Genomic DNA, 26127 nt, shown 5'->3' with positions numbered 1-26127 from the left:
CGGGGCTGCCCGGGCTGTTCGTGCTGTCGTGCGGGCACGTCCGGCCGGTCAGGCGCCGTCGCGGCCCGACCGGTCGAGGAGGATGCCGAGCAGGCCGGCGAGGGCCAGGCCGACGACCGCGCCGAGCGCGCCGAGGTACATGGCCGCGCTGGTCTCGGAGTATCCGCCTGCGGAGTCACCGATCAGCGAGACGACGACGCCGACGACGACGCCGATCACGGCGCCGGAGATGAGCAGGCGCTTGAAGTTGGGGATCCGAGGGGGCTGGCTGGTCACCCGTCAAGCCTAAGCGACGTCAGCGGCAGAAGTCCGTGCAGGTGCGCCCGCAGCCCGCTGGCGCGCACGAGCCCGCCGGCGACGGCGTCGGCCCACGCGAGGTCGCCGGTCGCGAGGCGGAGCCACGTCGCCGCGTCGGTCTCGATGACGTTGGGCGGCGTGCCCCGGGTGTGGACCGGCCCCTCGATGCACTGGACGGCGCCGTGGGGCGGCACGCGCACCTCGACCGTGCGGCCCGGTGCGACGGTCGCGAGCTCCTCGAGGGTGTAGCGGACGGCCGTCGCGGTGGTGGCGCGGTCGGCGGCGAAGCCCGCCGAGCGGCATACCTTGAGGGCGGCGCGGCCGTCGGCGACCGGGGTGCGGCGGCGGGGTGGCATGCCCAGCAGGCTAACCCGCCCCGGCGACACCCCGATCCCGACCCGACACCCGCGCCCCGGTCAGCGCCAGCGCGGGAGGACCTCTGCGACGACGGCGTCGAGCGTCTCCCGCCGGCCGGCATACGGGCCCTCGGGACGGGGCCAGTGCGTGATGACGTCGGTGAAGCCGAGCTCCGCAGCCCGGCCGACCGCGTCCTCGAACGCGCCGACGCTGTCGAGCGAGAACGTCGGCGCCGAGTCGAGGTTGAGGTAGCGCGAGAACGACGAGGACGTATGCCGCCCGCTCGCGTCCGCCGCCAGCGCCTCGTCGACCGCCCGGCCGGCCCGCGCGACGAGCTCCCACCAGCCGGCGTCGGTCTCGGCGGACCCGCCGTAGGTGAGCCAGCCGTCGCCGCGCTCGACGGCGAGGCGGATCGACTTGGGGCCGTTGGCGGCGATGAGGAGCGGGACGCGGTCGCCCGTGTCGCCGCCGCGCACCGGGCCCGGGAGGGTGCGGACGTCCCGGGCGCCGTAGAAGCGGCCCTCGGCGCTGACGTGGTCCTCGGAGAGGAGTCGACCGAGGAGGGTGGCGAACTCGTGGAAGCGGGCGACCCTGTCCCCCAGCGAGAGGTCCTCGCCCGCGATCCGGGAGTCGAGGTCGCCGCCGGTGCCGATCCCGAGGAGGAAGCGGCCGCCGGAGATGTCGTCGAGCGCGAGGATGTCGCGCAGGAACGCGACGGGCTGGTGCGTGTTGGGCGACGAGACGAACGTGCCGAGCCCGATGCGCTCGGTGACCGTCGCGGCGGCCGTCAGCGTGGGCACGGCCCCGAACCACGGCGCCTCCGGCAGCCCGCTCCACACGACGTGGTCGTAGGTCCACGCGTGGTCGAAGCCCATCGCCTCGGCCTCGCGCCAGAGTGGGGCCGCGACGGACCACGCATGCTCGGGAAGGATCGTCACTCCGAATCGCACGACACGACGCTAGCGCCCTTCGCGCCCGGCCGCGGTTCGTCCCTGCCTGAGAGACTGTCGGTGCAGGCGAAGTCGACCAGGGGAGACCGATATGGCGCCGGGCCGGTGACCGACCGAGTGAGCCCAGAGTGAGCGACCGGAACACCGACGGGATGACCAGACGAATGGCGGACCGGGTGTCCTTCGAGTGGGACGAGCGCGGCGGCGTCACCGTTGTCATGGACGGCCAGCCCCAGTCGCACGTCCAGCCCGACGACCCCACCGTCCTCGTGTTCGAGTACGTCCAGCACCTTGCCCTCGCGATCGACACCCTCCCGCCGGGGCCGCTCGCGGTCACGCACGTCGGCGGCGCCGGCCTCACCCTGCCGCGCTGGGTCGAGGCGACCCGGCCCGGCTCGCCGCAGATCATCCTCGAGCCCGACGCCGGGCTGACCGAGCTCGTCCGTCGTGAGATCCCGCTGCCGCGACGCCACCGCATCCGGGTCCGTCCCGTCGACGGGCTGACCGGCGTCCGCGCCCTCGCGGACGACTCGGCCGACGTCGTCGTGACCGATGCGTATGCCGCTGGGCGCGTCCCAGCGGAGCTGGCCTCAGCGGCATACGTCCTGGACGTCGCACGGGTGCTGCGACCGAACGGGCTCGCCCTCTGGAACCTCGCGGACGAGCCCGGGATGCGCTGGGCCGCAAGGGTGCTCGCGACGATCCGCCTGCACCTGCCGCACGTCGCCCTCGTCGCCACGCACGAGGTGCTCAAGGGCAGGCGGTTCGGCAACGCGGTCGCTGTCGCGAGCCACGCGCCGCTCCCGCTCGAGCGGCTGAGGCGCGACGTCGCCCGGGCGCCCCTGCCGACCGGGCTGCGGGAGGACGCGCAGCTGGCGAGGCTGGGCGGGGGCGCCAAGCCGTTCGGCGACGAGGGTGAGCAGAGCCCGCCTCCGCCAGACGCGAAGGGCTGGCGCGTGCGCTGAGCGCCCTCAGACCCAGAAGCCCCGGCCCCCGAACCAGTCGCGGTAGCCGGTCCCCATCGGGCCCGTCGACGACGGCCCCCGGGCCCCGAGATAGCTCCCGACGACGGCCGCGCCGAGGTCGTCGAGCTCGGGCGCGACGACCCGGCCGTCGACCCGCTTGGCCATCTGGTCGATGAAGCGCGCCAGGCCGGGGTCCTCGCCGAGCCGGAAGAACGTCGTCCGGGCCCCGAGCCGACCGGAGGCGTCGAGCTCGCGCACCGTGTGGGCGATGGTCAGCGGGTGCGGCGGGTAGGAGAACATCGTCTCGCCGTCGGGCTCGAGGTGCGAGGTCGGCTCGCCGTCGGTGACGATGAGCAGGACCGGCTGGGCGTTGGGGTGCTTGCGGAAGTGCCGGTTCGCGAGGAGCAGCGCGTGGTGGAGGTTGGTCCCCTTGTCCCACCTCGCGTCGAGGGCGGTCAGCTCCTCGATGTCCATCACCTCGGCGTTGCGCCCGAATCCGATGAGCTGGAGGTGGTCGCCCCGGAACCGCGAGGAGATGAGGTGGTGCAGGGCGAGCGCCGTCCGCTTCATCGGGACCCACCGGCCGTCCATCGCCATAGAGAACGACGTGTCGGCGAGGAGTGCGACGGCCGCCTGGGTCCGCGCCTCGGTCTCGGTCACCTCGACGTCGCGGATGTCGAGGCGGACGCCGCGTGAGGCGTCACCACCCTCGCCGACCGTTCTCAGGACGGCGTTGGTGACGGTCCGCGTGACGTCCCATGGCTCGGTGTCGCCGAACACCCACTCACGCGAGGCCCCGCTCCGCTCCCCCGCGGCGCCCGACTGCAGGGTGTCGCGCTGGCCCTGCCGGCCGGAGATCCGCTCGGCGACATCGCGCAAGAGGGCCTGTCCGAGCTGGCGCATCGCCTTCGGCGAGAGCCGCAGCTGCCCGTCGGACGTGCGGCGGAGGTAGCCGCTCCGGCGCAGCGCCCGCTCGAGCTCGGTCAGGGTCCGAGCGTCGACGGCCGCCTCGTCACCGAGCTGGCGGGCGAGGGCGTCGAGGTCGATGTCGTCCATCCGAGCGCCGTCGTAGGCCTGCGAGAGCTGGTCGGACAGGGCGTCGAGCTGCGCGAGGTCCTGGAGCACGCCCGTCCCGTCGCCGAGGCCGAGGCCCTGGTCGCCCTCGAACGACTCCGACGACCCCCAGTCCTCCCCCGGCCGCAGGGCGCGCAGGTTGTCGTCGAGGGCCGAGAGCGACTGCATCAGCTCGGGAGAGCCGAACGCCTGCTGCGCCAACGCGTCGAGCTCGTCGCGCTGCTCCTGGGTCATCGAGTTGCGCATCCGCTGGGCCGCGGCGGCGCGGGCCGCGAGCGCGTCGATGAGCTCCTCGACGTTCTGCGGGTTCTCCGGGAAGAAGTCGCCGTGCTTGTCCATGAACTCGGCGAACTGCTCGTCGGTGTCCTCGCCGAGCCGGTGCGCCTCGAGGAGCCGGTTGAGGTCCTGGAGCATCTCGTTGACGGCCGCCCGGTCCTCGTCGGTCGCGTTCTCGAGGGCCTGCTTCATCCCGGCGAAGCGCTGGTCGAGCATCTCGCGGCCGAGCAGGTCCTTGATCCGCTCGTAGTCCTCGCGGGCCTGCGACGATCGCCAGGGGTAGTCGCCGAGCTCGCTGACCGCGGCCGCCGTCGACTGCGGCAGGTTGCCGAGGCGCATCTCGGCGAAGCGCGCATCGTCGTCGAGGTCGCGCGCGAGCTGCTTGCGCTCCTCGAGCACGGCGTGGTCGAGCAGCTCGCGCACCTCCTCGAGCGTGCCGTCGAGGCGGTGGCGCTGGAGCAGGTCACGCCGCCGCTCGGCGACCCGTCGCGCGAGGTCGTCGAGGCCCTGCTGCTGCGAGCCGCCGCGGCGCAGGAACTCGCGCATGGCCCGCTCGGGCGAGGACCCCGACATGACGTCCTCGCCGATCGCGTCGAGGGCCTCGGCAAGGTCGACGGGAGGCGCCAGCGGGTCGGGCCCGCCGGCATACCTGCCGTAGCGCGTCCTCATCCGTACACCGTCTCCCCCCGGCTCGTCTCCTTGCTCACCTTGCGGGCGAGGTAGAGCCCCTCGAGGGCGAGCTCGATCGCGCTGGCGCGCTCGCCGTCGTTGCGGGCGCCGAGCCGGTCGCAGACCTCGTCGTAGAGCTCCGACTCACCGAGGCGCGGCAGCCCGGACAGGAAGTCGATGGCGCTGACCTGGCCACCCGTCGAGACCATCGCGCCGCCCTCGATCGCGTCGACGAGCAGGGCGAAGTCGATCCCGCGGAAGTGGTCGCGGACCGTCTCGGCCGTCGCGGTGCGCAGCAGGTGGGTGAGGATGTCGTGCTCGCGCCCCTCCTCGCCCGTCTCGAACTCGACCTTGCCGCCGAGGACCTCCACGGCCGTCTCGAGGTCGACGACGCGGGCGACGGCCTGCGGCTCGCGCTGGACGGTCGCCCGGTGCAGCGCCGCGGCCGCGATCGTCTCGGCGCCGGCGATCGCGAAACGGGCGCTCACGCCCGAGCGCTGGTCGACCGCGGTGGACTCGCGCAGGTTGCGGGTGAACCGGGCGAGGATCTCGACGAGCGCGTCCGGCACCTCGGCGACGAGGTGCGCCTCCTGGCGGATGACCGCGACCTCGTCCGACAGCGCCACGGGGTAGTGGGTGCGGATCTCGGCGCCGAAGCGGTCCTTGAGCGGGGTGATGATCCGGCCGCGGTTGGTGTAGTCCTCGGGGTTGGCGCTCGCGACGACGAGGACGTCGAGGGGCAGCCGCAGGACGTAGCCGCGGATCTGGATGTCGCGCTCCTCCATGACGTTGAGCATCGCGACCTGGATGCGCTCCGCGAGGTCGGGCAGCTCGTTGATGGCGACGATGCCGCGATGCGAGCGCGGGATGAGCCCGAAGTGGATCGTCTCGGGATCGCCGAGCGAGCGCCCCTCGGCGACCTTCATCGGGTCGACGTCGCCGATGAGGTCGGCGACGCTCGTGTCGGGGGTGGCGAGCTTCTCGGCATACCGCTCGTCGCGGTGCCGCCAGACGACCGGGAGGTCGTCGCCGAGCTCGGCCGCGCGACGGCGCGAGACCGGGGTGATCGGGTCGAAGGGGTGCTCGCCGAGCTCGCTCCCCGCGATGACCGGGGTCCACTCGTCGAGGAGACCGACCAGGGTGCGCAGGAGCCGCGTCTTGCCCTGCCCGCGCTCGCCGAGCAGGACGATGTCGTGCCCGGCGAGGATGGCGCGCTCGACCTGCGGGATGACGGTCTCGTCGAAGCCGTGGAGCCCGGGCCACGGGTCCCGGCCGTCGCGCAGGGCGGTGAGGAGGTTGTCGCGAAGCTCCTCCTTGAGGTGCTTCTGCCTGTGGCCGGACGCGCGGAGCGCCCCGACCGTGGTCGTTCCGGGAGCTGCAGTCACCCCCTCACGCTAACCCGGGCCGTCAAGACCCGCTCGTATGCCGCTGGGCCGGCTCCCCGGCATACACCGGGTTCGCCCGTGGCGAGGAAGGGTTGGCCACCTGCCGGTGTTGCACCGCCGTGAAGAAGATCGGGTTCCTCTCGTTCGGGCACTGGACGCCGTCACCGCACTCGCAGACGCGGTCCGCAGCGGATGCCCTCCTCCAGTCCATCGACCTCGCCGTGGCCGCCGAGGAGCTCGGCGCCGACGGGGCCTACTTCCGGGTCCATCACTTCGCCCGGCAGCTCGCCTCGCCCTTCCCGCTCCTCGCCGCCATCGGCGCCCGGACCTCGCGCATCGAGATCGGCACGGGTGTCATCGACATGCGCTACGAGAACCCGCTCTACATGGCCGAGGACGCCGGCGCGGCGGACCTCATCGCTGGTGGACGGCTCCAGCTGGGCATCAGCCGGGGGTCACCCGAGCAGGTCGTCGACGGCTTCCGGTACTTCGGCTACGAGCCCGCCGACGGCGACCATGCCGCCCTGGCCCGCGACCACACGGCGACCTTCCTCGACGTGATCGAGGGACGTGGCTTCGCCGAGCCCAACCCGCGTCCGATGTTCCCCAACCCACCCGGGCTGCTCGGCATCGAGCCGCACTCCCCGGGGCTCCGGGACCGGATCTGGTGGGGAGCCGGCTCGCGGGCGACGGCCGAGTGGACCGCGACGCAGGGCCTCAACCTCATGAGCTCCACCCTGCTCACCGAGGACACGGGCGTGCCCTTCCACCAGCTCCAGGCCGAGCAGATCCAGCGGTTCAGGGACGCGTGGAAGGCCGCCGGTCACGAGCGCGAGGCTCGGGTGTCGGTCAGCCGCAGCATCTTCCCGATCGTCAGCGACCTCGACCGCCAGCTCTTCCTCAGGGAGACGGCGAGCCGGGACCAGGTCGGCCACCTTGACGGCGGCCTCGCCCGCTTCGGCCGGTCGTATGCCGGCGAGCCCGACGCGCTCGTCGCCTCCCTCGCCGAGGACGAGGCCATCGCCGCCGCCGACACCCTGCTCCTGACCGTGCCGAACCAGCTCGGGGTCGACTACAACGCGCACGTCATCGAGAGCGTGCTGACCCACGTCGCGCCCGGGCTCGGCTGGCGCTGACCCGCTCGGGCGCTCCGCCCGGTCGGTCTCGGGTCCCGAGGCCGTCCGGGCGGAGCATGCGGTGGACGACGCTCAGTCGACCCAGACTCGGGCGTTGCGGAACATCCGCAGCCACGGGCTCTCGGCCTCGACCGGGCCAGAGGTCCACGACATCTGCACGTTGCGGGCGACGCGCTCGGGGTGCGGCATCATCGCCGTGAACCTGCCGTCGGGGGTCGTCACGGCCGTCAGCCCGTCGGGCGAGCCGTTGGGGTTGTGCGGGTAGGTCACGGCCGGCGCGCCGAGGTTGTCGACGAACCGGGCCACCCGGGCGACCTGGCCGGCATCGCCCCGAGCCGAGAAGTCCGCGAGCCCCTCACCGTGGGCGACCGCGATCGGCAGACGGCTGCCCGCCATGTCGGTCATGAAGATCGACGGCGAGTCGAGGACCTCGACGAGGGTCAGCCGGGCCTCGTACTGCTCGGACCGGTTGCGGGTGAACCGGGGCCACGCGTCGGCGCCCGGGATGAGGTCGCTGAGCCCCGCGAACATCTGGCAGCCGTTGCAGATGCCGAGGCCGAACGTGTCCTCGCGGTGGAAGAACCGTGTGAAGTCCTCGGTCAGCCGCTCGTTGAAGAGGACCGAGCGCGCCCAGCCCTCGCCCGCCCCGAGGGTGTCGCCGTAGGAGAAGCCTCCACACGCGACGAGGCCGACCGCGTCGGCGAGGTCGAACCGGCCGGTCTGCAGGTCGGTCATGTGCACGTCGTACGTCTCGAAACCGGCGCGGTCGAAGGCGAACGCGGTCTCGACGTGGCTGTTGACGCCCTGCTCGCGCAGGATCGCGACCTTGGGCCGGGCCCCGAGCCCGATGTAAGGCGCTGCGACGTCGTCGGCCGGGTCGAAGGTCGGCGCGACGACGAGACCGGGGTCGGTGTCAGCCCCGAACGCGGCGTGCTCCTCGTCGGCGCAGGCGGGGTTGTCGCGCAGGGCGGCGATCCGCCACGACACCTCGTCCCACGCCTGCGCGAGGTCGCGCACCGGCTCGTCGAGGGCTGCCTCGCCGGCGAGCGTGACGCGGACGCGGCGGTCGGCGTTCGTGCGACCGACCACGGACACGAGGTCACCGAGACCGTGCTCGGCGAGCAGCTCCTGGACGGCCGGCAGGTCGCCGGCACCCACGCCGAGGACGACGCCGAGCTCTTCGGCGAAGAGCGCGGCGACCGAGGGGACCTCGAGGTCGACGCCCGTGGCGCCGGCGAAGGCCATCTCGCACGCCGCGGCCCAGAGCCCGCCGTCGGAGCGGTCGTGGTACGCGGGGTCGATCCCCTGCGCGCGCACTGCGGCCAGGGCGGCGGCGAGCGAGACGAGGCGGGATGGTTCGTCGAGGTCGGGGACCTCGCTTCCGAAGGCCCCCGAGACCTGGGCGAGCATCGAACCGCCCAACCGGTCGCGACCGCCGCCGAGGTCGACGAGGAGCAGGACGGAGTCCTCACCCAGCTGCGGCGTCCAGGTGCCCCGCACGTCGGGCAGCGAGGCGAACGCCGAGACGACGAGCGACACCGGCGAGGTGACCTGCCTGGCCTCACCGGTCGTCTCGTCGGTCCAGCGGGTGCGCATCGACAGCGAGTCCTTGCCGACCGGCACCGACACCCCGAGAGCGGGGCAGAGCTCCATCGCGACGGCGTGGACGGTGTCGTAGAGCGCGGCGTCCTCGCCCGGCTCGCCACAGGCTGCCATCCAGTTGCACGAGAGCTTGACGCCCGAGAGCCCGGCGACCGGTGCGGCGAGGAGGTTGGTCAGGGCTTCCCCGACCGCCATGCGACCCGAGGCGGGCGCGTCGACCGAGGCGAGCGGCATACGCTCGCCGCTCGCCATCGCCTGTCCCGCGAACCCGACGTGGTCGGTGAGCGTCACGGCGACGTCGGAAACGGGCACCTGCCAGGGACCCACCATCTGGTCGCGGTGCGTCAGGCCGCCGACCGTCCGGTCGCCGATGGTCACGAGGAAGCGCTTGGAGGCGACGGTCGGGTGGCGCAGGACGGCGTAGGCCGCCTCGCGCAGGTCGATGCCGGCAAGGTCAAGCTCGTCGCCCCGGCGCTCGACGCGGGTCACGTCTCGCGTCATCCGGGGCGCCTTGCCGAGCAGCACCTCCATCGGCATGTCGATGGGACGGTCGTCACCGGGCTCGTCCTGCGGTCCCGGGGCGAGCACGAGCTGCGCGTCGTCGCGCGCGACGCCGACGACGGCATACGGGCAGCGCTCACGGTCGGCGAGCGCCGCGAACCGCGGCAACGACTCGGGGGCGATCGCGAGGACGTAGCGCTCCTGGCTCTCGTTGCACCAGATCTCCTTGGGCGCGAGGCCCGACTCCTCGAGCGGCACGGCCGACAGGTCGAACCGGGCCCCGAGGCCGGCGCCGTCGACGAGCTCGGGGAAGGCGTTGGACAGGCCCCCCGCACCGACGTCGTGGATCGCGAGGATCGGGTTGTCGTCCCCGAGGCTCCAGCAGTGGTTGATGACCTCCTGGGCGCGCCGCTCGATCTCGGGGTTGCCGCGCTGGACGGAGTCGAAGTCGAGCTCGGCCGCGTTGGCGCCCGCGGCCATCGAGGACGCCGCCCCGCCGCCCATGCCGATCCGCATGCCGGGGCCGCCCAGCTGGACGAGGAGCGTGCCCGCGGGGAAGGAGATCTTCTCGGTCTGGTCGGCGCTGATCGACCCGAGGCCGCCCGCGCTCATGATCGGCTTGTGGAACCCGCGGCGGACACCGTCGACGGTCTGCTCGTAGACCCGGAAGAACCCGCCGAGACCCGGGCGCCCGAACTCGTTGTTGAACGCCGCGGCGCCGATCGGCCCCTCGACCATGATGTCGAGCGGGCTCGCAATGTGGTCGGGAGCGCCGTAGGGCTCGCGCTCCCACGGCTCGTCCGTGCCGGGCAGGTGGAGGTTGGAGACGACGAACCCGGTCAGACCCGCCTTCGGCTGGCTGCCGCGTCCGGTGGCGCCCTCGTCGCGGATCTCGCCGCCGGCGCCGGTTGCCGCGCCGGGGAACGGGCTGATGGCGGTCGGGTGGTTGTGCGTCTCGACCTTCATGAGGACATGGACCTCGTCCTCGCGCGCGGCATACCGGCTCGGCCCGTCGGTGCCCTCCGGGAGCCAGCGCGTGGCGCGGCCGCCCCGCATGACCGAGGCGTTGTCCTTGTAGGCGACGACGGTGCCCTCGCCGGCCACCTGCTCGGTGTGCCGGATCATCCCGAAGAGCGAGCGCGTCTTCTCCTCGCCGTCGACGACGAAGTCGGCGTTGAAGATCTTGTGACGGCAGTGCTCGGAGTTGGCCTGCGCGAACATCATGAGCTCGACGTCCGTCGGGTTGCGGCGCAGGCCCGTGAACGCCTCGACGAGGTAGTCGACCTCGTCGTCGGAGAGGGCCAGCCCGTATGCCGTGTCGGCCTCCTCGATGGCGGCGCGGCCCCGGCCGAGGACGTCGACCCGCTCCATCGGCTCCGGGTGGCGCTCGTCGAGGAGCGAGCGGGCGGCTTCGAGGGACGGCAGGGCCGACTCGGTCATCCGGTCGTGGAGCAGGTCGGCGGCGGCGGCCCACTGCTCCTCGGTGAGCGGGGCGTCGGTCGCGAGGTGGTACTCCGTGACGCGCTCCACCCGACGGACGTCGACGCCGCAGTTGTGGGCGATGTCGGTCGCCTTGGAGGCCCACGGCGAGAGCGTGCCGAGGCGGGGCGAGACGACGACCGTCGCGAGGTTCGCGCCGGCGGGCTCGGGGGCAGCGGGCGGCCCGTACGTGAGCAGGCGGGTCACCGTCTCGAGGGTCGCCTCGTCGAGCGGTCCGTGGCTCGCAACCTGGTGGACGTGCCGGGCGGACATACCGGTCACCCCCGGCACGACACGCTGCAGGTGGGCGACCAGCGCAGCGGCACGGAACAGCGAGAGGGCGTTGCCGCCCGGGACGGTGGTCAGCACGAGGTCGTGCGACGAGGCCATGGCGTGTGGTCTCCCGGTGTCGGGGCGAGGGGTACGGCACGGAGGATGCCGGGTCAAGGTTACCGGGCGGGGGCGGCCGGCCCGTCCGCGGCGCCAGGAGGCAGCCCTTGGGCGGGGCCGGCCCGTCAGGACCTTGGCCTCTTGCCCGTGCGGCGCCAGGGCCCTGTGCTGGGTGGTGGGAGGTGTCGCCATGAGAGTTCTCCCCGGAGGAGCCCACGAGGTCGCCACGGCTCCGGCGTCGTGGCGCCCGACACGCAGCGCGTGGGCCGACAACCTCAAGGTCGTGCTCGTCGCCGGGGTGATCGTCGCGCACGCGACGATGGCGTGGACCGGTATCGGCACCTGGGTGTTCGAGGAGCCGCCCGTTCGCGAGCCGCTCCTCACCCTCCTCACGCTCATCACGGCCGTCGTGTCGCTGTTCGGCCTCCCGCTCTTCTTCCTCGTCGCGGGGTACTTCACGCCGCGCTCGCTCGAGCGGAAGGGGCCGCTGCGGTTCGTGGCCGACCGGGCCCTGCGCCTGCTCGTCCCCATGACCTTCTACATCCTGTTCCTCAGCCCCTGGATCGAGTACGTCGACCCAGACAACAAGGGCTGGTCCCAGGGGTTCTGGCCCTTCGTCCCCCACGTGCTGTGGCCACCCGCGCCGGGGCCGACGTGGTTCCTCGGCGTCCTCTTCGTCCTCTCGGCCGGGTATGCCGCTCTGCGGGCTCTGTCGCCGCGCCGAGCGGGTGCCGACCCACTGCGCCTGCGGCAGCTGTTCGCCCTCGCCGCGCTCATCGCCGTCGCCTCGTGGACGGTCCGGCTGGGCGTGCCGATGGGCGTGGAGCGGTGGCGGCTGGCGATCGGACAGGCGCCCGGGTGGCTCGGCGGCTTCGCCCTCGGGATCGCCGCGGCCGAGCGGGGCTGGTTCCCGCTCGACGCACGGGTCGCCCGACGGGTGCGGTACGTGGCCTGGGCCGCCATCCTCGCGAGCGTCGTCGCGATCGCCACGAGCGGACCGCTCGGGTACGCCATGGAGCTCTACCTCGGCGGCCTGACCTGGCAGTCGGCCATGGTCGCCGCGGCCGAGGGCGTCATCATCGTCACCGCGACGCTGTGGGTGTGCGACGCGTTCCAGAGGCGGTTCGACCATCAGGCGCGGTTCGGCGCCGAGCTCTCTCGGTCCGCGTTCGCCGCCTTCCTCGTCCACCAGGGCGTCCTCGTCGGGCTCGTCCTCGCGTCCCGGCTCGTCGGCTGGCCGCCCGAGGTGTCCTACCTCACCGTCGCCACGCTCGGGGTCGCGCTGTCGTTCGGCCTCGGCTGGCTCCTGACCAGGGTCCCCGGCGTCTCCCGCATCGTCTGACCCCATCCCGCTCCTGCCCCGGTTCGATGTATTACCGGGCCCCAGGGGGCGCCGTGATACATCGAACCGGGGGTGGGAGGCGTGGAGGGAGGGAGGGGTCAGAAGCTCTCGCCGGTGAGACGCTCGTAGGCCTCGACGTACTTGGCGCGGGTCCCCGCGACGACCGCCTCCGGCAGGGGCGGTGGTGCCTCACCGCTCGCCTTCGACCAGCCCGACTCGGGCGAGGTCAGCCAGTCTCGGACGTACTGCTTGTCGTAGGACGGCTGGGTGCGCCCCGGCTGCCACCGGTCGGCGGGCCAGAAGCGGGACGAGTCGGGCGTCAGGACCTCGTCGGCGAGGACGAGCCCGCCACGGCCGGCAGGCGCGCCGGGCTCGCGCCCGAACTCGACCTTCGTGTCGGCGATGAGGATGCCCCGCTCGGCCGCGATCTCGTTGCCGCGCGCAAGGATGGCACGGGTCAGCTCGGAGACCTCGGCCGCGGTGTCGGCACCGAGCTCGGCCGCGACCTCGGCCGGGGTCATGGGCAGGTCGTGCTCGCCGACGGGTGCCTTCGTCGTCGGGGTGAAGACCGGCTCGGGCAGGCGCGAGCCGTCCTCGAGCCCCTCGGGCAGGTGCACGCCGCACACCGAACCCGTTGCGCGGTACTCCTCGAGCCCACCGCCCGTGAGGTAGGCCCGGGCGATCGCCTCGACCTTGAGCATCTCGAGCTTGCGGACGATGACCGCGCGCCCCGCAACGACGTCGGGGACCTCGGTCGAGACGACGTGGTTGGGCACGAGGTCCTTCAGCTGGTCGAACCACCAGAGCGAGAGCCGCGTCAGGACCGCGCCCTTGTCGGGGATGGGGGTCTCGAGCACCCAGTCGTAGGCGGACATCCGGTCGGACGCGACGAGCATGAGCCGGTCGGCGACGACCGTCCCGTCGGCCGCGAGCGGCGCGTAGAGGTCGCGGACCTTGCCGGAGTAGACGTGGGCGAAGCCCGGGATCTCGAGCGGGTTGGTCATCTCAGCCTCCATCTCGGGCACCCTCAGGCGCCGACGTTGATCTCGCCGCGCTCGGCCTTGAGAGCGATGTCCGTGCGGTGGTGGGAGCCCTCGAGCTCGATGAGCCCCACGGCGTCGTATGCCGCTGATCTGGCCTTCGCGAGGTCGGCTCCCACCGCGACGACGTCGAGGACCCGGCCGCCGGCCGACACGAGCACCCCGTCGGGGTCGCGCCTCGTCCCGGCGTGGAGGACGACCACGCCGGGCACCTCGGCCGCGGCGTCGAGGCCCGTGATCGGGTCGCCCGTGCGGGGCGCGGCCGGATAGCCGGAGGCGGCGACGACCACGACGACCGCCCGGTCGTCGGACCAGCGGAGCGGGCCGTACTGTGCGAGGCTGCCGGTCGCCGCGGCGAGGAGGAGCTGCGCGAAGGGCGACTCGAGGCGGGCGAGCGAGGCCTGCCCGTCGGGGTCGCCGAAGCGAGCGTTGAACTCGATGACCTTCGGCCCGCGCGAGGTCAGGGCGAGGCCGACATAGAGCGTGCCGACGAAAGGGGTGCCGCGGTGACGCATCTCGTCGATCGTCGGCTGGGCCACCCGGCGCACGATCTCGTCGGCGAGGCCCTCGGGAGCCCAGTCGAGTGGTGAGTACGCACCCATGCCGCCGGTGTTGGGACCGGCATCGTCGTCGCCCACCCGCTTGAAGTCCTGGGCGGGCGAGAGCGCGACCACGTCGGTGCCGTCGGAGAGGCAGAAGACCGACACCTCGGGTCCGTCGAGGAACTCCTCGACGACGAGGCGCCCGCCCTCCTTGGCAAGGCAGGCCCGGGCGTGGTCGAGGGCCGCGGCGCGCGAGTCGGTGACGACGACGCCCTTGCCGGCAGCGAGGCCGTCGTCCTTGACGACGTGGGGCGCCCCGAGCGCGTCGAGGGCCGCCTCGACCTCCTCCAACGTCGTGCACACGTGGGCGAGGGCCGTCGGGACGTCGGCGGCGGCCATGACCTCCTTGGCGAACGCCTTGCTGCCCTCGAGCCGGGCCGCCGCGGCGGAGGGCCCGAAGACCGCGAAACCGGCTGAGCGGCATACGTCGGCGACTCCGGCGACGAGGGGGGCCTCGGGCCCGACGACGACGAGGTCGACCTCGTGCTCGCGGGCGAGCGCCGCGACGGCGTCGCCGTCGAGGATGTCGACGGGCACGCAGAGGGCGGTCGAGTCGATGCCGGGGTTGCCGGGCGCGGCGATGACCGCGTCGACCTCGGGATCGGCCGCGACGGCCTTGACGAGTGCGTGCTCGCGCGCGCCGGAACCGATGACGAGGACCTTCACGGCCGACAGCCTATTGGTCCCCGAGACGGGCCATCAGGCGCGCCCGGACCGCGGGCCACTCGTCGACGAGGATCGAGTGGACGGCGCTGTCGCGCCACGAGCCGTCGGGGCGTCGCACGTCGCGGCGGGTGATCCCCTCGAACTGCGCGCCGAGCTTGAGGATCGCCGCCCGCGAGCGGCTGTTGATGACGTCGGTCTGGATCTTGACCCGCCCGAAGCCGCACGTCTCGAAGGCGTGGGTGAGCAGGAGGAACTTGGTCTCCGGGTTGACCGCCGTGCCCCACCAGCGCGAGCCGTACATCGTCCAGCCGAGGTGGACGTGCTCACGGACGGCGTCGACATCACCGAGCGCGCTCGTGCCGACGATGGTCCCGGCCGCGCCGAGCTCGGAGTCGTCGACGAGGCGCACGGTGTAGTGCATCCGGCCGGTCTCGCGCGCGGCGACCGCCGCGGCGACGACCGCCTCGGTGTCGGCCAGGCTCTCGTGCCGGACCCCCATCGCGTAGCCCTGCTCGTAGCAGCGCGGGTCGCCGTAGACGGCAAGGAGCCCGGGGGCGTCGGAGGGCTGGACCGGGTCGAGCCGGACGCGCCGTCCGACGAGGGGCGATCCCGTGGGTGGGACGCAGGCGTGCACGCGCATGGCTAGACAGTAGACTCGTACGTTCCCGCGCCGACCCCGATCCCCCTTGGACGTCTGTGAGCACTTCGAACGCATCGACCCGATCCACCGGGCCGTCCACTGGCCTGCCTGCCGAACGGCCCACAGGAAGACCCCGCGGACCGCACAGCGCCCTGCCCGAGGGACTGCCCGAGGACGTCGTCGAGCAGATCGCGGTCGAGCAGGCCCATGTCGACCGGGTCCACGAGGAGCTCGAGAAGGCCGGCCGGCGCGCCGACGACGTCCAGGCCGAGGGGCTCGCCCGCGGCCGGATCGCCAAGTCCGCCGAGGTGGGCCTCGAGGAGGCGGCCGGGCTCTTCGAGCGCGACGCCCTGATGTTTCACGCGGCCAAGCGGCGCACGGCGCTCGACACGCAGTACGAAGGCCTCGTCTTCGGTCGTCTCGACATCGACCACGGCATGGGCCCCGACGCGTCGACGAACGGCTCGAGGCGACGCGCCGAGGACCGTGAGATCCGCTACATCGGCCGCCTCGGCGTCCGCGACGACGACTACGAGCCGCTCGTCATCGACTGGCGCGCCCCGGCCGCGTCGCCGTTCTACCGCGCCACCCCGGCCCAGCCGATGGGCGTCCTCCGGCGGCGAGTGCTCCGCAGCAAGGGCCCGACCGTCATCGGCATCGAGGACGACCTCATGGTCCCCGAGGCCCCCGACGACCTCGTCATCGTCGGCGACGGCGCCCTCATGGCCGCCCTCACCCGGACCCGGGGCTCGCGGATGCGCGACATCGTCGCGACGATCCAGGCCCACCAGGACGAGGCGATCCGGGCCAGCGCGCGCGGCGTCACCGAGATCACCGGCGGCCCCGGCACGGGCAAGACCGTCGTCGCCCTCCACCGTGCGGCCTACCTGCTCTACTCCGACCGGCGCCGTTTCGAGTCGGGCGGCATCCTCGTCCTCGGCCCCTCCGGCGCCTACACGGCATACATCGAGCGGGTCCTGCCCTCGCTCGGCGAGGAGAGCGTCGTGCTCCGGGCGCTCGGCGACGTCGTCGACGCAGTCAACACCGAGCGGCTGGACCCTCCGGCGGTCGCGCGGATCAAGGGCTCGACCCGGATCCGCCCGCTCCTCGGCGCCGCGGCCCGGGGACGTGTCCCCGACGCGCCGACCGAGTTCCGCGCGATGGTGTCCGGTCGGGCCGTGCGCCTCGAGGCCCGGACGCTCGACCGGGTCCGTTCGCAGGTGCTGCGCCAGCACCAGCGCAACGCCGCGACCAAGGCCGCACAGGCCGCGCTCGGCGAGGCCGCGTGGACCTCGCTCGGGATCACCGGAGACCGGGAGGCCAAGGCCGACTTCCTCGACCGGTGGGAGGACCACCTCGAGGTCGAGGCCTTCATGCAGGCCTGGTGGCCGCAGGTCGACCCCCGCGAGGTCCTCCTCTGGCTCGCCGACCCCGACCTCGTCCGGCGGCACGCCCGCGGTGCCCTGTCCGGCGACGACGCGGCCCTGCTCGCCGAGTCCTTCCGGGTCGCGCTCGAGACGGGCACGTGGTCGGTCGCCGACGTCGCGCTCATCGACGACCTCGCCGCCCGCGTCGGCCCGGTCCAGGAGGAGGCCCGCGAGGAGCGCGGCTTCTACGAGATCGAGGAGCTCGACGACCTCAGCTCCTACGGCGTGACCGAGGTGCAGCCGGTCGCGGCGCCGGCACGCGAGAGCGCCGGGACGGTCCGCTCCGACGACCCGCGCGACCGGCTCCTCGCCGGCCGCATCGGCAAGCCCGACGACTACGCCCACGTCCTCGTCGACGAGGCGCAGGACCTCTCGCCGATGCAGTGGCGGATGATCGGTCGCCGTGGCCGGCACGCGTCGTGGACCGTGGTCGGTGACGCGGCGCAGGCCTCGTGGCCCGACCCGTCCGAGGCGGCCGCAGCCCGGGAGGAGGCCTTCGGGACCCAGGCGCGCCAGGCGTTCCACATGGACACCAACTACCGCAACGCGCGCGAGATCTTCGACTACGCAGCGAAGGTCGTCCGGCGGGAGGTCCCCGACGCCGACATCCCGCAGGCCGTCCGCGAGACGGGTGTCGAGCCGGTCGACGCGCCGCTCGGCGCCGACCCCCTCGCCTCGGCCCGCGCGGCCGTCGAGCGGATCCTCGACGAGGTCGACGGCGCCGTCGCCGTCGTGACGCCCAGCCGGTATGCCGCTCGGCTCGAGCCGCTGTCCGGCTCGGGCGGCGGCCGCGTCCAGGTCATCGACCCGATGTCGACGAAGGGTCTCGAGTACGACGCCACGGTCGTCGTCGACCCGGACGAGATCACGAGGGAGTCGCCGGGCGGCATCCGAGTCCTCTACGTCGCGCTCACGCGTGCGGCGCACCGCATGACGGTCCTCTCCTGACCCCCCTCCCTCCCCTCCTTCCCCCGCTTCGATGTATCCCAGGGTCAGATGTGACCGGGGGATACATCGAACGGGGGAAAGGGTGCGGCTCCGTCGGCTCGCGGCGCTACACCTTCGTCCGCGCGCGGAACCGTGGCTTTCCGTGACGCTGCTGTGGGCGTGACCGATCGGCAACCTTTGGCCCGAATTGGCCAAGGTAAAGAGTTGTTCAAGGAATCGCCGAAGGGTCGACCGCGACCGACGCGGGGCGAGAGGATAAGAGGGACGTCGTAGGAGTGCGAACCACCCACCCTCCCCGCCGGCCCCTCCCCGGGCCCCTCCGACGTCCGCGAGATCCCCTCCCAAGGATCCGCTTCGGGCGGAGGTCGTGATGCGTCCCCCCTGCACCTCGACCTCCGCCCGCCCCCTTCCTCGGCATGCCGGTCCCGCCCTCGCGCGACCCTCCCCGCACCCCCGCTGAGTGAACGCAGCGTTCGTTTCCGAACTAAGCGGCATACCCCTGAGTTCGCGAACGAACGCTGCGTTCACGCGGCCGGGGTTTGTCTGGGAAGAACCTGGGTGACGTGCGCCCCGTCCCAAGGTTTTTCCCAGTTTTGGTAAAGAAATCCGGAAAAGTCTGGCGCGCGGCTCCGACGGGCCAGCACTCTTGCGTCGCGATCACCCGATCGTCTCGGGGGACTCACGACCGCCAGGAGTACACGTGAAGAAGAGCTTCATCATGACCACCGTGGCATCGGCCGCAGTGGTCGCCGCCGCTCTCGGAACCGTCGCCACCACAGGAGCCCAGGCCGCATCATCGGCCGACGCCAAGGGTGTGGAGCGCGCCATCAGCGCGGCCCGGGCCCACGGCAGCGCCTTCGGGCTCGACGCCGACCAGGGCCTGTCCGCCCGCAGCGTCGCTACCGACAAGGACGGCACGACGCACGTCCGGTTCGACCGCACGTTCCGCGGACTGCCGGTCGTCGGTGGCGACCTCGTCGTCCACACCGACGCCTCGGGCGCCTGGAAGGGTGTCAACGCGGCCTCGTCATCGGTGCGGGTCGGCTCCACCTCCCCGGCCGTCGCCGCCACCACCGCGGCCACGACCGCTGCCGCGACGGCCGACTTCACGGTGCGCACCTCGTCGCCGACTCTCGCTGTCTACGCCTACGGCACGCCCCGCCTCGTCTGGAAGACGCAGGTCGACGGCGTCGGCGCCCACCGCGAGCCCGCCGGCAAGGTCGTCTTCGTCGACGCCCGCACCGGCGCCGTCGTCGACGCATGGGCGACCGAGCTCAACGACGCGGGCACGGGCAACAGCCTCTACCTCGGCACCGTGACCATCCAGACGACGCTCTCGGGCGGCAGCTACCAGATGGTCGACGCGACGCGGGGCAACGCCCGCACCGAGGACGGCAACAACGGCTCGACGTCCTCGACGAGCGGCACGCTCTTCACCGACGCCGACAACGTCTGGGGCAACAACTCGAACAGCAACCGCCAGACGGCCGCCGTCGACGCGAACTTCGGCGTCGGCGCCACGTGGGACTTCTACAAGAACACGTTCGGCCGCAACGGCATCAAGAACGACGGCGTCGGCGCCCGAAGCCTCGTCCACGTCGGCAGCAACTGGGTCAACGCCTCGTGGAGCGACTCGTGCTTCTGCATGCGCTACGGCGACGGTGACGGCGTCAGCTACGGCCCGCTCGTCTCCCTCGACGTCGCCGGTCACGAGATGACGCACGGCGTGACCTCGGCGACGGCCAACCTCGCCTACCGTCGCGAGTCCGGCGGCCTCAACGAGTCGACGTCCGACGTCATGGGCACGATGGTCGAGTTCACGGCCAACACCACCGGCGACCCGGGCGACTACCTCATCGGCGAGCGCTTCTCCCTCAAGACGCCGGCCAAGCCGCTGCGCTACATGGACCAGCCGAGCAAGGACGGGGCGTCGGCCAACTGCTGGAGCAAGACCGTCGGCAGCCTCGACGTCCACTACTCCTCCGGCGTCGGCAACCACGCCTTCTACCTGCTCTCCGAGGGCAGCGGGGCGAAGACGATCAACGGCGTCTCCTACAACAGCCCGACGTGCAACGGCTCCACAGTGACCGGCATCGGCCATGACGCCGCCGCGGCGATCTGGTACCGCGCGCTCACGACGTACTGGACCTCGTCGACGACCTACGCCGGTGCGCGCGCGGGCATGCTCTCCGCCGCCGCCGACCTCTACGGCGCCGGCAGCCCGCAGTACAACGCCACCGCCGCCGCCTGGTCCGCCGTCAGCGTCAACTGACGCCGGACCGAGCGCGACCCGCGGGGGCGACCCAGCGGCATACGTGAGAAGGCCCCGACCACAGACGTGGTCGGGGCCTTCCCCGTGCGGCCGTATGCCGCTGGGCTCAGTGACCGAGAAGGGTGCGGACCCGCTCGGCCCCCACGGCAAGGAGCAGGGTCGGAAGTCGCGGCCCGGTGTCCTTGCCGACGAGGAGCTGGTAGAGCAGGACGAAGTAGGCACGCTGGGCCGCGGACAGCTCGGGGTCCTTGACCTTGGCCTCCGGGTCGATGCCGCGCTGGATCTTCGGCACGGCATAGACGAGGTGGGTGAGGCCGTCGAGCGACCAGTGCTCGTCGAGGCCGTCGACGAGCAGGCGCAGGGACTCCTGCTGTGCCTCGTCGAGCGAGCCGAGCAGGGCGGTGTCGGGCTCGGACCGCACGATCGTGCGGTCCTCCGCCGGGACGTAGCCGAGCATCCAGCGCTCGGCGCAGTCGAGACGTGGTCGCAGGTCGTCGGTCGACGTGACCGGGTTGTCGGGGTCGAGCTCCGACAGGATGCGGACGGCCTGCGCCTCGTCGCCCTGGGTCACGTCGATGACCGACGCGATCGTGCGGAACGGCATCGGGCGCGGCGTCGCCGGCAGCGGTCCGGCCGCGGTCGACGTGGCCCGCAGGTGCGCGGCGAGGTCGGCCGCCTGCGCGGTGCCGCCCTCGACCTTACGGGCCAGCGCGTCCCACTCGTCGTAGAGGCGCTGCAGCTCCGGCCCGAAGGCGACGTCGAAGCTCTGGTTGGGCTTGCGTCGCGCGTAGAGCCAGCGCAGGACCGGCGGCTCCATGACCTCGAGCGCATCGGTCGGGATCGGCACACCGCCCTTGCTCGAGCTCATCTTCGCCATGCCGGCGATGCCGACGAACGCATACATCGGGCCGACCGGGCGCTCCCAGCCGAAGATCGGAGCGAGGTCCTTACCGACGACGAAGCTGCTGCCGGGGCTCTGGTGGTCGACGCCGGACGGCTCGAAGAGGACGCGCTCGTAGGCCCAGCGCATCGGCCAGTCGACCTTCCAGACGAGCTTGCCGTTGGTGAAGGTGTCGAGGTCGACCGTCTCGGTGTGACCGCACTTCGTGCACTCGTAGGTGAGGGCGTGGGTGTCGTCGTCGTAGGCCGTGACCGTCGTGAAGTCGGTGCCGCACGAGCCGCAGAACGGCTTGAACGGGTAGTAGCCCGCCTTACCCTGGCTCCCGTCGTCCTCGGTCGCCGCGCCGGAGCCGCGCTCAGCCTCGGTCGCCGCCGCAGCCTGCTCCTCCGTGAGCTTCGCGGCCTGGCCGCCCTGCTTGCCCTGCTTGCCCTTGCCGCTCGCCTTCTGGCGGGCGTTCTCGGCGGCCTCGAGGGTGCGGTACTGGTCGAGGACCTTGTCGATCGCGACCCGCTCGCGCATCGCGAGGAGGACCTGCTCGCGGTAGGCGCCGGCGCGGTACTGCTCGGTCTGGCTGATCTGGCGCACCTCGATGCCCGTCGCCTCCATCGCCTCGAGGAGCGGCGCCTTGAAGTGCTCGGCCCAGCTGGCGTGCGGGGAGCCCGCGGGGGCCGGGACCGCGGTGAGCGGCATACCGATGTACTGCTCCCACGACTCGTCGACGCCCGGGAGGTTCTTGGGGACGCGGCGGAAGCGGTCGAAGTCGTCCCAGCTGAGGATGTGCTCGCAGTCGATACCGCGCCGCTTGATCTCGTCGGCGACGAGGTGCGGGGTGATCAGCTCGCGGAAGTTGCCGAGGTGGATCGGTCCGGAGGGGCTGATGCCCGACGCGCAGACGATCTTCTCGCCGGGCGCGCGGTGCTGCGCCTCCGCGATGACCTCGTCCGCCAGACGGGTGACCCAGTCCTGCTCGACGACCGGCCCGACGGCGGGCTCGACGACCTTTTCAGCCATGACTTTCCTTCTGCATCAGACAAACTCGGCAACACACCGAGCACCGGCGAAGATCGACGGGTGCACCCGTCGACGGTGGCTGCTACTCGGTGTGTTGCGGGGACCTGGGGTTGAGCGGGAACCGCTCGATGATCTCGTCGCGACCCGGGCCGACACCGATCGCCGAGACCCGCGCGCCGATGAGCTCCTCGACGCGCAGGACGTAGGCCTGGGCGTTGGGGGGCAGCTCCTCAAAGGTGCGGCACTGGCTGATGTCCTCCCACCAGCCGGGCAGCTCCTCGTAGATCGGCTTCGCGTGGTGGAAGTCGGTCTGGTTGACCGGCATCTCGTCGTGGCGCACGCCGTCGACGTCGTAGGCGACACAGACGGGGACCTTCTCGAGGCCCGTCAGGATGTCGAGCTTGGTGACGACGAAGTCGGTGACGCCGTTGATCCGCGTCGCGTAGCGGCCGATGACGGTGTCGAGCCAGCCGCACCGGCGCGGGCGGCCCGTCGTCACGCCGTACTCGGCGCCCGTCTTGCGCAGGAACTCGCCCATGTCGTCGTGCAGCTCGGTCGGGAACGGTCCCTCGCCGACGCGGGTCGTGTAGGCCTTGAGGATCGCGATGACGCTGTCGATGCGCGTCGGGGGGACGCCAGAGCCGGTGCAGGCCCCGGCCGCGACGGCGTTGCTCGACGTGACGTAGGGGTAGGTGCCGTGGTCGACGTCGAGGAGCGTGGCCTGGCCCGCCTCGAAGAGAACCGTCTCGCCCCGGTCGAGCGCCTGCCCGAGCACGAGCGAGGTGTCGGCGACCATGGGAGCGAGCCGGCCGGCATACGACAGGAGCTCCTCGACGACCTCGTCGACCGCCACGGCGCGGCGGTTGTAGACCTTGACGAGGAGCTGGTTCTTGACGTCGAGGGCCGCCTCGACCTTCTGGCGCAGGATGCCCTCGTCGTAGAGGTCCTGGACGCGGATGCCGATGCGGTTCATCTTGTCGGCATAGGTCGGGCCGATGCCGCGACCCGTCGTGCCGATGCGGCGCTTGCCGAGGAAGCGCTCGGTGACCTTGTCGATCGTCCGGTTGTAGGAGGCGATGACGTGCGCGTTGGCCGAGACGAGGAGCTTGCTCGTGTCGACACCGCGCGCCTCGAGCCCGTCGAGCTCCTCGAAGAGCACCTCGAGGTCGATGACGACGCCGTTGCCGATGACCGGCGTGCAGTTCGGGGACAGGATGCCGGAGGGGAGCAGGTGCAGGGCGTACTTCTCCCGCTTGCCGTCCTGCTCGATGACGACGGTGTGGCCGGCGTTGTTGCCGCCGTTGAACTTGACGACGTAGTCGACGCTGCTGCCGAGCAGGTCGGTCGCCTTGCCCTTGCCCTCATCACCCCACTGCGCTCCGACGAGCACGATTGCCGGCATCAGTCCGCCTTCCGTTTGCGTGGTGTTGCCAGCGGCAAGGTTATCGGTTCCCGGCACCTGGCCCGGACGTCACCGTTGGGTTCGGACGTCACCGGCAGACCGCTCACAGGGCGGCCCGAACGTTCACGTCTTGACGGCACGCTCACGCCCCGGCCCGGCGCAGCGCCGCGATGACCTTCGCCCGCACGCTCACCGGGTCGCGCAGATCGGCCCAGGTGAGGCGGATCACCTCGTAGCCCAGGCTGCGGATGCGGTCCTCCCGCACCTTCTCGTCCCACACCGAGCGCTGGTCGGTGTACTTCACCCTGCCGTCGAACTCCACGAGAACCCGCGTCCCGGCGATCCGGAAGTCGGCGCGGTAGCCCTGGCCGCCAGGCGTCCAGTGCTCCGTCCCGGGCACCCCGAACTGGGGCTCGAGGGCGAATCCCGCCATGCGCAGGACGTATGCCGTGAGCGACTCCCCGGGCGACTCGTGCCGCGGGTCGCACCAGTCGAGAACGGCCCGGACCCCGGCGACACCGCGGCGCCGGCCGAGACCGTCTACGGCCCGAGCGAGCTGCTCGCGGCTGACGAGCCCGCGGCCGAGCCCGGCATCGGCGGCCACGAGGAAGGCGCGGGGGTCGGGGAGCCCGCATGCGGCCATCGCGACGGCCGGGTGGACAGTGCCGCGGCGCGTCGGCTCGAGGCCCTCCGGCACCGGCACGAAGGGATGCACCACGAGGTCGGGCTTCCGGTGCCGGTGCAGGGCCGGGTCGGTCAGGACGAGGTGCACTCGGGCGAGGTCGGGCCGGTATGTCGGCAAACCGAGGCGGAGCAGCGCGGAGGCGTTGGTCGCGACGGCGTGCCCGGCATACTCCGTGAGCAAGGCCTCGACGCGGAGCAGGTGCTGGTCGATGTCGTCCTCGGGCTGCCTGCTGGAGTACCACCCTCGGTGCAGCCGCACGACACGCCCCTCGCGGAGCAGCCGGCGCAGCTCGGTGCGCGACATCCCGAGGGCCAGGGCGCGCGAGGCGGGGAAGACGTCATTGCGGGCGATGAGGGCGGGGTCCACGGGCACGAGACTGCTGGCCGCCTTCGTGATCGGCCACGGATCGCCGGCCGGGGTGTGGACGTCGTATCGACCCGCCCGGGGATGTGGAGAGCGCTGCGTCGTCAGGTGTGCGAAAGGGTCTGGTGGTGAGCGGTAGACCGCTCACCACCAGACCCAACACTCACGCGGAGGCAGCCAGGCCCTAGAGGCCGAGCTCGCGAGCCCCCTCGGCTGAGGAGTCGCGCAGGAACTGCGTGCAGCGCGCCTCCTCGTCGGACTCGCCGATCGCGCGGGCCGCCCGGGCCAGCGCCGCGAGGGAGCGCAGGAACCCACGGTTGGGCTCGTGCGACCACGGCACCGGGCCCTGACCACGCCAGCCCGACTTGCGCAGGGCGTCGAGCGCGCGGTGGTAGCCGGTCCGGGCGTAGGCGTAGGCCTCGACGTCGCGCCCGCCGGCAGCCAGCGCACCCTCCGCCAGCGTGGCCCAGGCGAGCGAGCTGGCCGGGTGCGCCGCAGCGACCGCGACGGGGTCCACTCCCGAGGCCAGCAGCTCAGCAGCCGGATCGACCGCGAGCCTGGTCTCGGGAATGCCCAGCAGATTGTCCGAACTCACGAGACCTCCCAGCCCAGCGGCATACGAAACGGTGTGACGAAGCGAGACGGTCGCGGGCGCTCAGGCGTGCGTGCCCGCCGAGCGGAGCGCCTGGCAGGCCTCGACGATGCGGGCGGCCATGCCCTCCTCGGCGGCCTTGCCCCAGGCGCGCGGGTCGTACTGCTTCTTGTTGCCGACCTCGCCGTCGATCTTGAGGACACCGGCGTAGTTGGCGAGCATCCAGTCGGCGACCGGGCGGGTGAAGGCGTACTGCGTGTCGGTGTCGACGTTCATCTTGACGACGCCGTAGTCGACGGCCGCCGAGATCTCCTCGGGGAGGGAGCCCGACCCGCCGTGGAAGACGAGGTCGAACGGGCGCGCGTCGTCGCCGAGGCCGAGCTCCTTGGCGGCCGCCTGCTGCGCGTGGAGGAGGATCTCGGGGCGGAGCTTGACGTTGCCCGGCTTGTAGACGCCGTGGACGTTGCCGAAGGTGAGCGCGGTCAGGTAGCGGCCGTTCTCGCCGGCGCCGAGGGCCTGGATCGTCGCGATGGCGTCCTCGGGGGTCGAGTAGAGCTTCTCGTCGATGGCGCCCTCGACGCCGTCCTCCTCGCCGCCGACGACCCCGACCTCGATCTCGAGGACGACGTTGGCGGCCTTGGCGAGGGCGAGCAGCTCACGGGCGATCTCGAGGTTCTCGGCGAGCGGCACGGCCGAGCCGTCCCACATGTGCGACTGGAACCACGGCGTGCCACCGGACTGGACGCGCTCGGTCGACGCGGCGAGGAGCGGCCGGACGAAGCCGTCGAGCTTGTTCTTCGGGCAGTGGTCGGTGTGGAGCGCGATGTTGACGGGGTAGTTCTTCGCGACCTCGTGCGCGTAGGCGGCGAACGCGAGCGAGCCGGCGACCATGTTCTTGACCGACGGGCCCGAGAGGTACTCGGCACCGCCGGTGGAGACCTGGATGATGCCGTCCGACCCCGCGTCGGCGAAGCCCTTGAGGGCTGCGTTGAGCGTCTGCGAGGAGCTCACGTTGATGGCGGGGTACGCGAAGGAGCCGGCCTTCGCGCGGTCGAGCATGTCGGCATACACCTCAGGGGTGGCGATGGGCATTCCAGGCTCCTGTGAGACTTCGGTCGAAGAGGACGGGGTCGTCCGCCAAAGATCCTGCCACGT

At 72.3% G+C, this 26127-nt stretch carries 19 protein-coding genes; 5 read left to right on the top strand and 14 right to left on the bottom strand.

All coding sequences use genetic code 11. The annotated features are described in order from the left end of the window. Positions 1 to 48: 48 nt before the first annotated feature. From N865_RS14195 to N865_RS14185, 3 genes are read right to left on the bottom strand one after another with little or no spacing between them, the layout of a single operon-like run. The gene (locus N865_RS14195; protein WP_034807196.1) at positions 49 to 276 is read right to left on the bottom strand and encodes a hypothetical protein; all 228 of its coding nucleotides are present in this window, start codon (positions 274 to 276) and stop codon (positions 49 to 51) included. Further along, a complete protein-coding gene (locus N865_RS22775) occupies positions 273 to 653 on the bottom strand; it encodes a sterol carrier family protein (protein WP_034807194.1) in 381 nt (126 codons plus the stop codon). Before N865_RS22775 ends, N865_RS14195 begins: the two co-directional genes overlap by 4 nt. Positions 654 to 713: 60 nt before the next feature. Beyond that, entirely contained in the window at positions 714 to 1604 is an 891-nt protein-coding gene (locus N865_RS14185; protein WP_034807192.1) for an LLM class flavin-dependent oxidoreductase, read from the bottom strand. Positions 1605 to 1756: 152 nt separating this feature from the next. Here N865_RS14185 and N865_RS14180 point away from each other — a divergent pair, with 152 nt between their 5' ends. Further along, complete coding sequence (locus tag N865_RS14180) at positions 1757 to 2569, top strand: spermidine synthase (protein WP_034807242.1); 813 nt, start codon at positions 1757 to 1759, stop codon at positions 2567 to 2569. A gap of 6 nt (positions 2570 to 2575) precedes the next feature. Here the strand turns inward: N865_RS14180 and N865_RS14175 are convergent, their stop codons facing one another. Both N865_RS14175 and N865_RS14170 read right to left on the bottom strand, forming a co-directional pair. Further along, complete coding sequence (locus N865_RS14175) at positions 2576 to 4588, bottom strand: vWA domain-containing protein (RefSeq protein WP_034807190.1); 2013 nt, start codon at positions 4586 to 4588, stop codon at positions 2576 to 2578. Beyond that, positions 4585 to 5973 carry a magnesium chelatase gene (locus N865_RS14170; protein WP_034807188.1) on the bottom strand — a complete coding sequence of 463 codons (1389 nt, stop codon included), beginning with the start codon at positions 5971 to 5973 and terminating at the stop codon, positions 4585 to 4587. Before N865_RS14170 ends, N865_RS14175 begins: the two co-directional genes overlap by 4 nt. A 119-nt stretch (positions 5974 to 6092) precedes the next feature. Here N865_RS14170 and N865_RS14165 point away from each other — a divergent pair, with 119 nt between their 5' ends. Further along, complete coding sequence (locus tag N865_RS14165) at positions 6093 to 7109, top strand: LLM class flavin-dependent oxidoreductase (RefSeq protein WP_034807186.1); 1017 nt, start codon at positions 6093 to 6095, stop codon at positions 7107 to 7109. 72 nt (positions 7110 to 7181) lie between these two features. Here the strand turns inward: N865_RS14165 and purL are convergent, their stop codons facing one another. Continuing rightward, positions 7182 to 11081, bottom strand: a complete 3900-nt coding sequence (gene purL, locus N865_RS14160; RefSeq protein WP_051510594.1) for a phosphoribosylformylglycinamidine synthase — start codon at positions 11079 to 11081, stop codon at positions 7182 to 7184. A gap of 190 nt (positions 11082 to 11271) precedes the next feature. On the opposite strand from purL, the gene N865_RS14155 reads away from it, so the two are divergent. Next, a complete protein-coding gene (locus N865_RS14155) occupies positions 11272 to 12423 on the top strand; it encodes an acyltransferase family protein (protein ID WP_034807185.1) in 1152 nt (383 codons plus the stop codon). 98 nt (positions 12424 to 12521) lie between these two features. Here the strand turns inward: N865_RS14155 and N865_RS14150 are convergent, their stop codons facing one another. The 3 genes from N865_RS14150 to N865_RS14140 are packed head-to-tail and all read right to left on the bottom strand — an operon-like array spanning position 12522 to position 15371. Then, positions 12522 to 13427, bottom strand: a complete 906-nt coding sequence (locus N865_RS14150) for a phosphoribosylaminoimidazolesuccinocarboxamide synthase (RefSeq protein WP_034807184.1) — start codon at positions 13425 to 13427, stop codon at positions 12522 to 12524. 23 nt (positions 13428 to 13450) lie between these two features. After that, the gene (gene purD, locus N865_RS14145; protein WP_034807182.1) at positions 13451 to 14731 is read right to left on the bottom strand and encodes a phosphoribosylamine--glycine ligase; all 1281 of its coding nucleotides are present in this window, start codon (positions 14729 to 14731) and stop codon (positions 13451 to 13453) included. Between the two features lie 10 nt (positions 14732 to 14741). Next, complete coding sequence (locus N865_RS14140; RefSeq protein ID WP_034807180.1) at positions 14742 to 15371, bottom strand: GNAT family N-acetyltransferase; 630 nt, start codon at positions 15369 to 15371, stop codon at positions 14742 to 14744. Between the two features lie 56 nt (positions 15372 to 15427). Here N865_RS14140 and N865_RS14135 point away from each other — a divergent pair, with 56 nt between their 5' ends. Together N865_RS14135 and N865_RS14130 are read left to right on the top strand one after the other, a co-directional pair. Beyond that, complete coding sequence (locus tag N865_RS14135; protein ID WP_407636782.1) at positions 15428 to 17746, top strand: HelD family protein; 2319 nt, start codon at positions 15428 to 15430, stop codon at positions 17744 to 17746. A 700-nt stretch (positions 17747 to 18446) separates the two neighbouring features. Continuing rightward, positions 18447 to 20018: a M4 family metallopeptidase gene (locus tag N865_RS14130; protein WP_034807178.1), complete on the top strand. Its 1572-nt coding sequence runs from the start codon at positions 18447 to 18449 to the stop codon at positions 20016 to 20018. Between the two features lie 106 nt (positions 20019 to 20124). Here N865_RS14130 and lysS read toward each other — a convergent pair whose 3' ends face one another. The 5 genes from lysS to fbaA all read right to left on the bottom strand — a co-directional run bounded on the left by lysS (position 20125) and on the right by fbaA (position 26064). Beyond that, positions 20125 to 21930 carry a lysine--tRNA ligase gene (lysS, locus tag N865_RS14125; protein WP_034807176.1) on the bottom strand — a complete coding sequence of 602 codons (1806 nt, stop codon included), beginning with the start codon at positions 21928 to 21930 and terminating at the stop codon, positions 20125 to 20127. Between the two features lie 82 nt (positions 21931 to 22012). Further along, the gene (locus tag N865_RS14120) at positions 22013 to 23332 is read right to left on the bottom strand and encodes an adenylosuccinate synthase (protein ID WP_034807174.1); all 1320 of its coding nucleotides are present in this window, start codon (positions 23330 to 23332) and stop codon (positions 22013 to 22015) included. 142 nt (positions 23333 to 23474) lie between these two features. Further along, complete coding sequence (locus N865_RS14115; protein ID WP_034807167.1) at positions 23475 to 24383, bottom strand: type IV toxin-antitoxin system AbiEi family antitoxin domain-containing protein; 909 nt, start codon at positions 24381 to 24383, stop codon at positions 23475 to 23477. A gap of 181 nt (positions 24384 to 24564) precedes the next feature. Then, the gene (locus tag N865_RS14110) at positions 24565 to 24975 is read right to left on the bottom strand and encodes a DUF3151 domain-containing protein (protein ID WP_034807165.1); all 411 of its coding nucleotides are present in this window, start codon (positions 24973 to 24975) and stop codon (positions 24565 to 24567) included. A gap of 60 nt (positions 24976 to 25035) precedes the next feature. Then, positions 25036 to 26064 carry a class II fructose-bisphosphate aldolase gene (gene fbaA / locus N865_RS14105; protein WP_034807163.1) on the bottom strand — a complete coding sequence of 343 codons (1029 nt, stop codon included), beginning with the start codon at positions 26062 to 26064 and terminating at the stop codon, positions 25036 to 25038. Positions 26065 to 26127: the final 63 nt, after the last annotated feature.

This window comes from Intrasporangium oryzae NRRL B-24470 (assembly GCF_000576595.1).
GTDB classification, from domain to species: Bacteria; Actinomycetota; Actinomycetes; order Actinomycetales; family Dermatophilaceae; genus Intrasporangium_C; species Intrasporangium_C oryzae.
The sequence above is the reverse complement of the archived record's forward strand: the minus strand, read 5'-3'. Positions and strand labels throughout refer to the sequence as shown.

Excerpts from the sequence above, each read along its gene's own strand:
- N865_RS22775 (WP_034807194.1), bottom strand. The coding sequence starts at position 653 with ATGCCACCCCGCCGCCGCACCCCGGTCGCCGACGGCCGCGCCGCCCTC.
- N865_RS14180 (WP_034807242.1), top strand. The coding sequence starts at position 1,757 with ATGACCAGACGAATGGCGGACCGGGTGTCCTTCGAGTGGGACGAGCGC.
- N865_RS14175 (WP_034807190.1), bottom strand. The coding sequence starts at position 4,588 with ATGAGGACGCGCTACGGCAGGTATGCCGGCGGGCCCGACCCGCTGGCG.
- purL (WP_051510594.1), bottom strand. The coding sequence starts at position 11,081 with ATGGCCTCGTCGCACGACCTCGTGCTGACCACCGTCCCGGGCGGCAAC.
- N865_RS14155 (WP_034807185.1), top strand. The coding sequence starts at position 11,272 with ATGAGAGTTCTCCCCGGAGGAGCCCACGAGGTCGCCACGGCTCCGGCG.
- N865_RS14150 (WP_034807184.1), bottom strand. The coding sequence starts at position 13,427 with ATGACCAACCCGCTCGAGATCCCGGGCTTCGCCCACGTCTACTCCGGC.
- N865_RS14140 (WP_034807180.1), bottom strand. The coding sequence starts at position 15,371 with ATGCGCGTGCACGCCTGCGTCCCACCCACGGGATCGCCCCTCGTCGGA.
- lysS (WP_034807176.1), bottom strand. The coding sequence starts at position 21,930 with ATGGCTGAAAAGGTCGTCGAGCCCGCCGTCGGGCCGGTCGTCGAGCAG.
- N865_RS14120 (WP_034807174.1), bottom strand. The coding sequence starts at position 23,332 with ATGCCGGCAATCGTGCTCGTCGGAGCGCAGTGGGGTGATGAGGGCAAG.
- fbaA (WP_034807163.1), bottom strand. The coding sequence starts at position 26,064 with ATGCCCATCGCCACCCCTGAGGTGTATGCCGACATGCTCGACCGCGCG.